This is a genomic window from Gaiella sp., assembly GCF_035558935.1.
GTDB lineage: Bacteria > Actinomycetota > Thermoleophilia > Gaiellales > Gaiellaceae > Gaiella.
Genome location: NZ_DATMBZ010000088.1, coordinates 1 through 9,934, shown reverse-complemented (window position 1 = coordinate 9,934; position 9,934 = coordinate 1). Strand labels below are relative to the sequence as shown.

General features: G+C 71.6%; 8 protein-coding genes and 2 pseudogenes. 6 read left to right on the top strand and 4 right to left on the bottom strand.

What is annotated here, in order from left to right:
• Both VNM44_RS08520 and VNM44_RS08515 read left to right on the top strand, forming a co-directional pair.
• A pseudogene (locus VNM44_RS08520) lies at positions 1-555 on the top strand (amino acid transporter); the annotation flags it as partial.
• 110 nt (positions 556-665) lie between these two features.
• A complete protein-coding gene (locus tag VNM44_RS08515; protein ID WP_325625012.1) occupies positions 666-1,268 on the top strand; it encodes a hypothetical protein in 603 nt (200 codons plus the stop codon).
• Here VNM44_RS08515 and VNM44_RS08510 read toward each other — a convergent pair.
• Complete coding sequence (locus tag VNM44_RS08510; protein WP_325625008.1) at positions 1,265-1,912, bottom strand: TetR family transcriptional regulator; 648 nt, start codon at positions 1,910-1,912, stop codon at positions 1,265-1,267. The genes VNM44_RS08515 and VNM44_RS08510 overlap by 4 nt on opposite strands.
• 82 nt (positions 1,913-1,994) lie before the next feature.
• On the opposite strand from VNM44_RS08510, the gene VNM44_RS08505 reads away from it, so the two are divergent.
• The 4 genes from VNM44_RS08505 (at position 1,995) to VNM44_RS08490 (ending at position 6,725) form a co-directional block, all read left to right on the top strand.
• Complete coding sequence (locus VNM44_RS08505; protein WP_325625004.1) at positions 1,995-3,164, top strand: NAD(P)/FAD-dependent oxidoreductase; 1,170 nt, start codon at positions 1,995-1,997, stop codon at positions 3,162-3,164.
• Between the two features lie 2 nt (positions 3,165-3,166).
• Positions 3,167-4,885 (top strand): multicopper oxidase domain-containing protein, encoded by a 1,719-nt coding sequence (locus VNM44_RS08500; protein ID WP_325625002.1) that lies wholly within the window; start codon positions 3,167-3,169, stop codon positions 4,883-4,885.
• Positions 4,882-6,243 carry an FAD-dependent oxidoreductase gene (locus tag VNM44_RS08495; protein ID WP_325625000.1) on the top strand — a complete coding sequence of 454 codons (1,362 nt, stop codon included), beginning with the start codon at positions 4,882-4,884 and terminating at the stop codon, positions 6,241-6,243. The genes VNM44_RS08500 and VNM44_RS08495 overlap by 4 nt, the downstream gene beginning before the upstream one ends.
• Positions 6,244-6,332: 89 nt before the next feature.
• Positions 6,333-6,725: a DUF7144 family membrane protein gene (locus VNM44_RS08490; protein WP_325624998.1), complete on the top strand. Its 393-nt coding sequence runs from the start codon at positions 6,333-6,335 to the stop codon at positions 6,723-6,725.
• On the opposite strand, the pseudogene VNM44_RS17110 reads toward VNM44_RS08490, so the two are convergent.
• The 3 genes and pseudogenes from VNM44_RS17110 to VNM44_RS08480 all read right to left on the bottom strand — a co-directional run.
• Positions 6,674-7,071: pseudogene (locus tag VNM44_RS17110) on the bottom strand (hypothetical protein); the annotation flags it as partial. The gene VNM44_RS08490 and the pseudogene VNM44_RS17110 sit on opposite strands and share 52 nt — an antisense overlap.
• A 20-nt stretch (positions 7,072-7,091) precedes the next feature.
• On the bottom strand, positions 7,092-8,525 hold the full coding sequence (locus tag VNM44_RS08485; protein ID WP_325624995.1) for an adenylate/guanylate cyclase domain-containing protein: 1,434 nt from the start codon (positions 8,523-8,525) through the stop codon (positions 7,092-7,094).
• A gap of 118 nt (positions 8,526-8,643) precedes the next feature.
• Entirely contained in the window at positions 8,644-9,624 is a 981-nt protein-coding gene (locus VNM44_RS08480) for an aldo/keto reductase (protein WP_325624993.1), read from the bottom strand.
• Between the last annotated feature and the right edge of the window lie 310 nt (positions 9,625-9,934).

The window sequence follows — 9,934 nt, the reverse complement described above, 5'->3', positions numbered from 1 at the left end:
CCGACCGCGATCGCCGAGGCGGGGAGGCCGGCGCTCGGGGACGCGGGATTCACGATGATCGCGATCGCCGCCATGGTCGGCATGGCCGGCTCCGTCGTCGCGACGCTCTACGCCTCGGCCGGGCTGACGCGCATGCTGTCCGGCGTCGGCCAGTTTCCGCCGTTCTTCGGTCCCGCCTCGCGGCTCGGAGCGAAGAGCGGCGTCCTGATCAGCGCCGCGGTCGTGCTCGTCGTCTCGAACACGGTCGACCTCTCGGCGATCGCCTCGGTCGGCAGCGCGTGCTCGCTCGCGCTCTTCGTCCTCGTCGGGGTCGCCGGGTACCGGCTGCGACGAGAGACGGGCGCGCAGGCGTGGCTGGTCCTAGTCGGGATCGCGGTGACGCTCGTCGTGCTCGCCTTCTTCGCCGTCGACACGGTGCGCAACGCGCCACAGACGTTCGCCGCGATCGTCGTGGTCGCGACGCTCGCCGTCGTCCTCGACTTCGTCTGGAAGCGCGCGCGCGGCGACGTCGAAGCGCCGCCGGATCAGCCCGTCTCGCCCTCGATTCCCACCTGACCCGAGCCGCGCTCCGCGCCTGCGGCGGCCGATGCGCGAAGATCGGCCTGCTTCGTGATTCGGACGAGCCCCACGGGCGCCGTCACACCATTCGGCAGAGGGAGGTCACCATGCGATCGGGAAAGCTGCTGCGAATCGGCGGGTACGTCTCGGGAGGCGTGCTCATCGCGTTCGGGGTCGTCGTGATCGTGCTCGGGGTCTGGGGGATCTCGTTCACGCGCGACCACCTGAAGCAGGAGGGGATCACCTTCGGCCCGGCCAGCGACCCTGCGGTCGCCGAGCACGCCGAGCAATACGCGGGCCAGCAGGTCGAGACCGGGCGGCAGGCGCTCGCGTTCGCGAACGTGATGCGCGAACACACCCTCGCCAGCACCGGCGGGCTGACGTATGCCGAGATGGGGCGCTTCCAGTCGGCCGAGAATCCTACGGACCCGAAGGGCACGAACGACGAGGCGGCCGCGGCGAAGGACGCGAACGGCCAGCCGGTCTCCAACGGCGCACGGGACATCTGGGTCACCGAGACGGCCCTGACGACGGCGCTGAACATGGGATTCATGTCCGAGATGCTCTCGGTCTTCAGCATCGTCGTCGGCTTCGCGTTGCTGCTCACCGGGATCGGCCTCGTGATCCTCGCAATGGCGGTCTTCGGGCGGTGGAGGCCGGCGGAGAGCGCGGTCGCGCCGACGGCCGTGCCGGGTGCGGCCGCCGGCTAGAGCTCCTGGGTGGACGACGGGCTCGCCCGCTTCGACGGCCGGGCGGCCCGTCGGGCCGCGAGTGCCCGCACGAGCTCCCCGAGATGCCGTCGGTGCTCGACCGCGAAGGAGGGCTCGCGCGGATCGAGGCCGAGCGCGGGGACGAGCGTGTGCTCGTGGGCGAACGGGTACCAGCAGAGCGCGACGATGTCGAGAACCAGACGCTGCGGCGAGACGCCGGCCTCGGCCGCAGCCGGTGCGAGCGCGCCGACCGCGTCGTCCACGAAGCGGCCGAAGAACTCCGATACCCGGCTTCCGTCGCCCAGCGACTCGCGCTGGATCAGGCAGACGAAGACCTGGTCGTCGGCGAAGACGGAGAGGAGGGCGTCGACATAGGCGTCGACCGCTTCTGTGAGTGCGCCGGTCCCGTCCTGCGCCCCGTAGGTGCGCGCGATCGCGGCCTGGGCACGGGCGACGGCACGGGCGAGCACGGCGTCGTAGAGCGCCGCCTTGCTGCGGAAGAAGTACGACGGGGTCGCACGCGCGACGCCGGCCGAGTCCGCGATCTGTTGCATGCTCGTGGCGTCGAACCCCTGCCGCGCGAACAGCTCCTCCGCCGCTCGGAGGATCGCCTCCCGCGTGCGCGCGCTGTCACGGACTGCCACCCGCACATTACTAGCTGATCGTTCAGCTAGTTGCTACCCTCCTCTGTCCGAAAGAGAGAGCTCCAGGGAGGAGGGTCGCCAGATGAACGCCCCAGGGAGGGAAGCCCAGAGCCGCACGCCGGAGGAGCCGATCGAGCGTTACGAGGTCGTCGTCGTGGGGGCGGGGCAGGCCGGTCTCGCGATCGGGCGGGAGCTCGCCGCCGGCGGCCGGCGCTTCGTGATCCTCGAGGCAGCGCCCGAGGTCGGTGCCGCCTGGCGCGCGCGCTGGGACTCGCTCGTCCTCTTCACGCCGCGGCGCTACTCCGGCCTTCCCGGGCTGCCGTTTCCCGGGGACCCCGACGGATACCCCAGCCGGGACGAGGTCGTCGCGTATCTCGAGCGCTACGCCGCGACGTTCGAGCTTCCGGTCCGCCTCGAGACCGCGGTTCGGTCGCTGCGGAGGGCGGACGACGGCCGGTTCCTCGTCGAGGTCGACGGAGGCTCGATCGAGGCCGACTCGGTGGTGGTCGCCACGGGCCCCTTCCAGGCACCGTTCGTCCCCTCGGTCGCCGACGGCCTCGCGGCCGAGGTCTTCCAGCTGCACAGCGTCGGCTACCGGCGGCCCGCCGACGTGCCGGCGGGGCGCGTGCTCGTCGTCGGCGGTGGCAACACCGGCTTCCAGCTGGCGAAGGAGCTCTCCGCGACGCACGACGTCGAGCTGGCGGTCGGAACGAAGCAGACGCCCCTTCCGCAGCGGTTCCTCGGCCGCGACCTCTTCTGGTGGCTGACGAAGACCGGGATTCTCGCGAAGACCGTCGACACGCGGCTCGGACGCCGCGCGCGCGACCGCGACACGCTGATCGGCTCGAGCCCGCGCGAGCTCCGGCGGCGCCACGGCGTCCCGGTACGGCCGCGGGTCGTGAGCGCCGAAGGTCGCACAGTCGGCCTCGCCGACGGAAGCGAGCTGGAGGTCGACGCCGTGATCTGGGCGACGGGCTACCGGCCCGACCACTCGTGGATCAGGCTACCCGTCTTCGGCGACGACGGACGCCTGCGTCACGTGCGCGGCGTCACGGAGGCCCCGGGCCTCTTCTTCCTCGGGCTCTCGTGGCAGCACACCCGCGGCTCGGCGCTCGTCGGGTTCGTCGGGGACGACGTGGCCTACGTCGCGGAGAAAGTCGCCGCCCACGTGGACGGCGGAACGGACGTACCCTCCGACCCGGACACCGTTCACGGTGCTCCGGAGACGGTCGGCTCGAGGGAAGGGGCTTGACGATGGAGCACGAGCACGAGAACCACACCCACCACGAAGGACACGCGGACACGTTCCCGACCGAGACGGATGGCCTGCTGCAGGCGGCGGCCCCCGAGATCGTCGAGCTCGACGACGGAGATGTGTTCGAGCTCCGGATCGGCCCCGTCGCGAAGCGGATCGGCGACGCAACAGTCCGCATGCTCGCCTACAACGGCTCGATCCCCGGGCCCGTGCTCCGCGTGCGGGAAGGATCCAAGCTCGAGGTGCGCGTCGAGAACGACGGCGATCTCGAGGGCACCGTCCACTGGCACGGCCTCCGGCTCGAGAACCGCTACGACGGCACGCACGAGACGCAGGCACCGATCCCGGTGGGCGGCACCTTCTCCTACCGGCTCGACTTCCCCGACCCGGGCGTCTACTGGTACCACCCGCACATCCGCGAGGACTACGGCCAGGAGCTCGGCCAGTACGGGAACATCGTCGTGGAGCCCGCAGACGAGGGCTACTGGCCGCCGGTGCACCGCGAGCTCGTCGTCACGCTCGACGACGTCCTGATCGAAGACGGCAAGATCGCGCCTTTCAGCCGGAGCGAGACGACCTTCGCGGCCATGGGCCGCTTCGGGAACACGCTCCTCGTCGGCGGCGAGACCGACCCGGTCTTCACGGCCGCCCGCGGCGAGATCGTCCGGCTCTACCTGACGAACACCGCGAACACTCGCGTCTTCGACGTCGCACTGCCGGGAGCGCGCCTCAAGCTCGTGGGGGGCGACAGCGGACGCGTCGAGCAAGAGGAGCTCGTCGAGTCGGTTCTGCTCGCGCCGTCCGAGCGAGTGGTGGTCGACGTCCACTTCGAGCGGGCGGGGCAACTCACCCTCGAGCACCGGACGCCCGAGCGCACCTACTCACTGGCGACCTTCGAGGTTGGCGAGGAGCCGGCGTCGCCCCCGCTCGGGGAGCTATTCGGCGAGCTCCGGGAGAACGCCGAGTGGGCCGCGGAGCGGGAGCGCCTGGCGCCGTTCCTCGGCGCGCCGCCCGACAAGACGCTCGCGTTCGTCGCGGAGATGGAGATGGAGGTCCCGGAGGGCGCGTCCTTCGTGTGCCCGATGCACCCCGAGGTGGTCAGCGAGGCCCCCGGTCGGTGCCCGAAGTGCGGCATGAAGCTGGTCGCCGACACGCTCGTCGCCGCTTCGGACGCGCACGAGCATCACGACCAGCACGAGCATCACGACCAGCACGAGCAGCACGAGCATGCCCACCACGAGGCTGCGCACGACGACGCACACCACGACCACGGCGAGCACCAGCACGGCCACGACGCCGGCGGGATCGAGTGGGAGGACGACATGGTCGAGCTCAACCGGCTGACGACCCCCGAGAACATGCGCTGGCAGCTCGTCGACCGCGACACGGGCGCGATCAACCACGCGATCGACTGGACGTTCACGGTCGGCGACCGCGTCAAGCTCCGGCTCGTCAACGAGATGGACTCGGACCACCCGATGCACCACCCCTTCCACGTCCACGGCGCCGGCCGCTTCGTCGTGCTCTCGCGTGACGGGGTGCCGGAGCGCAACCTCGTCTGGAAGGACACGGTCCTCGTGCGGACCGGCGAGACGGTCGACATCCTGCTCGACGTGACCAACCCCGGCCGGTGGATGGCGCACTGCCACATCGCCGAGCACCACGAGAGCGGGATGATGCTCAGCTTCGACGTCAAACCGGCAGCGGTCGGGACGTGACAGGCCGGGCGCCGGACGGCGGCCCGACCTACCTCCTCGGCCGCGCCGCGACGCCGGGCGCGGCCGAGACCCGACGGTTCCTGGCGCGGAACGGCGTGCCGTTCCAGTGGGTCGACCTCGACGACGACCCGCTCGCACGGCTGCTCGGCGGCGACGGAGCCCTCGCCGGACATCGGCTGCCGTGCGTCCTCTTCGCGGACGGCTCGGTCCTCGAGGGGCCGGAGCGCTTCATGCGGACGCGGTTCGTCCGCGGCACGGGGGACGGTGCCGCGACCGAGGTGTCGGCGGCCGACCAGAGGGCGTACCTCGAGACCGCGCGCTTCACGACGGAGCTCGCGGCGAGGGTCGGCCTTCCCACCCGCCCGGAGCACGAGCTCTACGACGTTGCGATCCTGGGCGCCGGCCCGGCGGGGCTGACCGCCGCGCTGTACGCGGCGTCGGAGGGGCTGCGCACACTCGTCGTCGAGGCACTCGCCCCCGGCGGACAGGCGGGGACGAGTGCGCGGATCGAGAACTACCCCGGGTTCCCGAACGGCATCAGCGGCGCGGAGCTCGCCGAGAGCACGTATGCGCAGGCGCGCCGGCTGGGGGCCGAGGTGCTGGTCGGCGTCGAGCTCGTCACGGCCGGGCCGGGCGGCGATCGGACGCTTGCGATGGAGCTCACGAGCGGCGCTGCGATCCGCGCACGCGCCGGTGTCGCCGCGAACGGCGCGCACTACCGGCGTCTCGAGGCGCCCGGGGTCGACCGCCTGATCGGCGCGGGCGTGCACTACGGCTCATCGCCGCGCGAGGCCGAGCTCTGCCGCGGCCAGGACGTCGTCGTGGTCGGCGGCGCGAACTCCGCGGGCCAGGCCGCGCTCCACCTCGCGGACGTCGCGCGCAGGGTGACGATCGTCTGTCGCAGCACCTCGCTCGACGAGGGGATGTCGCGGTATCTCGTCGAGCGGATCGAGTCGCACCCGAGCGTCGCGGTCCGGGCACGCTCGGAGGTCGTGGAGGCGCGCGGCGAGCGCCAGCTCGAGTCCGTCCTGCTGCGGGACGGTGAGACCGGCGAGGAGACGGAGGTCGGGGCGGACGCGCTGTTCGTCTTCATCGGTGCGCAGCCCATGACGTCCGGCGTCGCGGGCTGGCTCGAGCGTGACGAGCACGGCTTCCTCGTCGCCGGGCCCGACCTCGCGAGAAACGGAAACGGCCGCTGGCCGCTCGACCGCGAGCCGCTCCTCCTGGAGTCGAGCCAGCCGGGCCTCTTCGTGGCGGGCGACATCCGCCACGGCTCGATCAAGCGCGTGGCCTCCGCCGTTGGCGAGGGCGCGATGGCGACCGCGCTCGTCCATCGCTACCTGTCCGGCGAGGGCTGAGCCGTACGCGAGCCGTCCGGCCGCCCGGTCATCCTCTTGCCGGTGGGCGCCGTGTCCGGGCGGCGCAAGTCGGCGACGAAAGGACTGGCATGGATTTCAGGCGCAGCGGCTGGCTCACGTACGCGGCGGTGATCATGTTCATCGCGGCCGGGCTCTCGACGATCTGGGCGATCAATCTCTGGGCCGACGCGGCCTGGCTCACGGACGTCTCCAACGGCATCCTCGGCGGCCAGAAGTGGCTCTGGGGGCTGGTCGACATCGCGTTGGCGGTCGTGTTCTTCTACGCGGGCAGGAGCCTGCTCGAGGGGCAGGACTTCGGCCGCTGGGTCGCGGTGATCGCCGCGTCGATCGGGATCCTGCGGTGGTTCTACTGGATGGCGTTCGCGCCGTTCCTCGCGCTGACGGTCGTCGCGATGCTGTTCCTCGTCCTCTACGCGGTGCTCGTGACGTGGGGCGACGAGACGGCAGGCCGGTCCACGTGAGCTGAGCGCGAGAGGCGCTCGAAGCGGGCGGTGAAGCGGCGGAGCTGCGCGGGCTGCTCGACGATCCGGAGTCCCGTCAGCTCCGCCGCGCGTTCGGCGACGGCGCCGCACACCTCGATCGCGTAGTCGACGTGGCTCTGCGTGTACGTCCGCCTCGGGATCGAGGCGGACCAGGTCGAGCGCGGCCGGCTGCTCGGTGCGGTCGGGGCGCAGGCCGAACATCACCGTCCCGATCTCGCACCCGCGAACGCCGCCCGTCTCGTAGAGCGCGACCGCGAGCGCCTGCCCGGGGTACTCGAGCGGCGGGATGTGCGGGAGCAGGGCGCGCGTCGAGGTACACCGCGTGCCAGGACGGCGCGGAGCCGATCAGGGCACGGCGAGCAGCAGATAGGCATTGACCGGGTCGTCCTTGCCCTTGACCAGGAGCCCCATCTGCGGCTCGACAACGGTTCCTGCTGGCAGCTGCACGTAGGTCCTCGCACCGATCAGCACCCCGCCCGCGGGCGCGAGGCTCTCGAGACGCGCGCCGGTGTTGACCGTGTCGCCGACGAGAGGATAGGCGACGTGCCCGTCGCCCCCGACCTCTCGCAGCATCGCCTCGCCGCTGTTGACGCCGACCCGCATGGGAGGCCATTCCGGATGCCTCCGCGCGAGCCGCGCGAGCTCGAGCTGCAGCGCCAGCGCGGCGCGCGCGGCACGGACTGCGTGGTCGGGCTGATCGCCCCGGGTGTTGAAGACGGCGACCATGCCGTCGCCGATGAACTTCTCGACCTCGCCGCCGAACCGCCGCGTGACCAGGGGTGCGGTGATGCCCCAGTACGCATTCAGGACGGCGGCGACCTCCGCCGGCGTCGAGCGCTCGGCGAACCTCGTGAAGCCGACGAGGTCGCCGAAGAGCACGCTGATCTCCTGGTGCCGCTCCCGCGTCGTCGGCAGGTAGAGATGCCGGAAGCGCTCGTCGCGCCACTCGCGGCGGACGGCGAAGCCGATCACGAGGTAGGCGGAGACGATGAGGCCGTGCCACTCCCACCAGCTGGCATGCCACTTGCGCTCGCCGGTGACGGCGACGCCGACCATCGCCTCCGCCAGCAGGACGAAGCAGGCGATCACGGCGGCCGGCAGGAGGTTCCAGCGGTCACGGTAGAGGCTCCAGTAGCGGACGGCACTGACCGCGTACATCGCCGTGCCGACGACGGCGACCGCCAGCACCAGGCCGTCGGTCGCGGCCTCGGTGCCCGACCCTTGGAGCGGCGGCAGGCGGAGGGCGGCCCAGGCGAACCAGGCTCCCATCGAGAGCAGCACGGCTCCCCTCAGAAGCGTCCGCCGACGGATCAGCCCCGGGATGAGGTCCGGACGGAGGTCGATGAAAGCCGACGCCGTCGCGAACACCGCGGCGATCAGGAGCCCGACCGGGATCGCCACCTGGAAGCCGCCGCGCTCCTCCATGAACAGGATCCCGGGCGTCCCGAGCGCGTGCACGCCGAGGAAGCCGCCGGTCGCCATGAACGCGAGGGAGAGCAGCAGGACGCGGGCGTCGCCGCGGCGGTTCGCCGCTTCGCCCGCCGTATAGCCCAGCAAGAGCGCCGTCGCGCCGACGATGCCGAACACGACGAAGTGGAGACGGTAGTTCTCGATGTGCGGGTCGAGGTGGGAGCGGAGCAGCAGCGACGCGAGGCCGGCGAGCGGCAGCACGGCGACGACGAGCGACCCTGCGACGAGCGCCCCCCGGCGAGCTCGCCTCCTGCGCCCGCGCCCGCGGTCGACCGCCGGGGCGCGTTCTCGGGTGTCGAGGAATGCCATCGGCCAGTTCCAACGTCGATCGGGCCAACGTGGATCGTGACCGCGAGCAGACTCCACCCGTGCCTACGCGGTGTCGAGCCGATCGGTTTTCCAGGCGACCGGGGCCTGTCGCGCGCGGCTACTCGTGGCCCGAGATCGCGTGCGGCACGTACGGCTCTTCGAGCCGGGCGACCTCGTCGTCCGAGAGCTCGAGCCGCTCCGCTCCGAGCGCGTCCTCGACGTGTTCGACCTTCGTCGCGCCGACGATCGGCGCGGTCACGCCGGGGTGGCGCAGCAACCACGCGAGCGCGACCTGGGCGCTCGGGACGCCCCGTTCGGAGGCGATCTCGGCGGCGCGGTCGACGACGTCGAAGTCGACCTCCGGCGTGTAGAGCGAGTCGCCGAAGGGGTCGGTTCCGGCCCGCGTCGTGAGGCGCTCGCCCTCGCGCGTCTTGTTGCCGGCGAGGAGGCCGCGCGCGAGCGGGCTCCAGGGGAGCACCGCGATGCCCTGGTCGATGCAGAGCGGGATCATCTCCCTCTCCTCCTCGCGGTAGACGAGGTTCACGTGGTTCTGCATCGAGACGAACCGCGTCCCGCCCTGCCGCTCCGCGGTCGCCTGCGCCTTCGCGAACTGCCAGGCGAACATGCTGCTCGCTCCGATGTAGCGCGCCTTGCCAGCCTTCACGACGTCGTGGAGCGCCTCCATCGTCTCGGCGATCGGCGTCGTCGGATCCCAGCGATGGATCTGGTACAGGTCGACGTAGTCCAGCCCGAGCCGGCCGAGCGACGCGTCGATCGACGCCATCACGTGCTTGCGCGACAGCCCGCGGCCGTTCTCGCCGGGCATCGTCCGGCCGTGCACCTTCGTGGCGATGACGAGTTCCTCGCGGGTGAGGAGCTTCGGGAGAACGCGCCCTGTCACGACCTCGCTCTGGCCGCCGTTGTAGACGTCGGCGGTGTCGAAGAACGTGATGCCGCCCTCGACCGCGCGGCGGACGATCGGCTCCGCCTCGCTCTCCGAAAGCGCCCACGGCCTGCTCTCGTGCGCGCCGAAGCTCATCATCCCGAGACAGACGCGCGAGACGCGCAGACCCGTGTGGCCGAGGTTGACGTACTCCATCGGGCGCCTCCTTCCGCTCGACGATTCCGGCCACGGTAGCCGCCGCTCGTGGATGGGACGCCGTCAAGACGGCGTCAAGATCCTTTTCCCTCGCGTAGCGGTTGCGTCAGGGAGCGCCCCGCCGCGCGCCTCGCGCGGTACGACGGACCCGTGAGCGATCTTCTCTTCCTCACGCTCGTCGTCACGTTCTTCGCGGCGGCAGCGCTCTTCGTCGCGGGCTGCGAGCGGATCGTTGGCCGCGGCCCGAAGAACGAGCGATGAGCCTCGACGACGCCGTCGGCCTCGTGCTGGCCCTCGTGGCGCTGGCGTA

Excerpts from the sequence above, each read along its gene's own strand:
- VNM44_RS08515 (WP_325625012.1), top strand. The coding sequence starts at position 666 with ATGCGATCGGGAAAGCTGCTGCGAATCGGCGGGTACGTCTCGGGAGGC.
- VNM44_RS08505 (WP_325625004.1), top strand. The coding sequence starts at position 1,995 with ATGAACGCCCCAGGGAGGGAAGCCCAGAGCCGCACGCCGGAGGAGCCG.
- VNM44_RS08500 (WP_325625002.1), top strand. The coding sequence starts at position 3,167 with ATGGAGCACGAGCACGAGAACCACACCCACCACGAAGGACACGCGGAC.
- VNM44_RS08490 (WP_325624998.1), top strand. The coding sequence starts at position 6,333 with ATGGATTTCAGGCGCAGCGGCTGGCTCACGTACGCGGCGGTGATCATG.
- VNM44_RS08485 (WP_325624995.1), bottom strand. The coding sequence starts at position 8,525 with ATGGCATTCCTCGACACCCGAGAACGCGCCCCGGCGGTCGACCGCGGG.
- VNM44_RS08480 (WP_325624993.1), bottom strand. The coding sequence starts at position 9,624 with ATGGAGTACGTCAACCTCGGCCACACGGGTCTGCGCGTCTCGCGCGTC.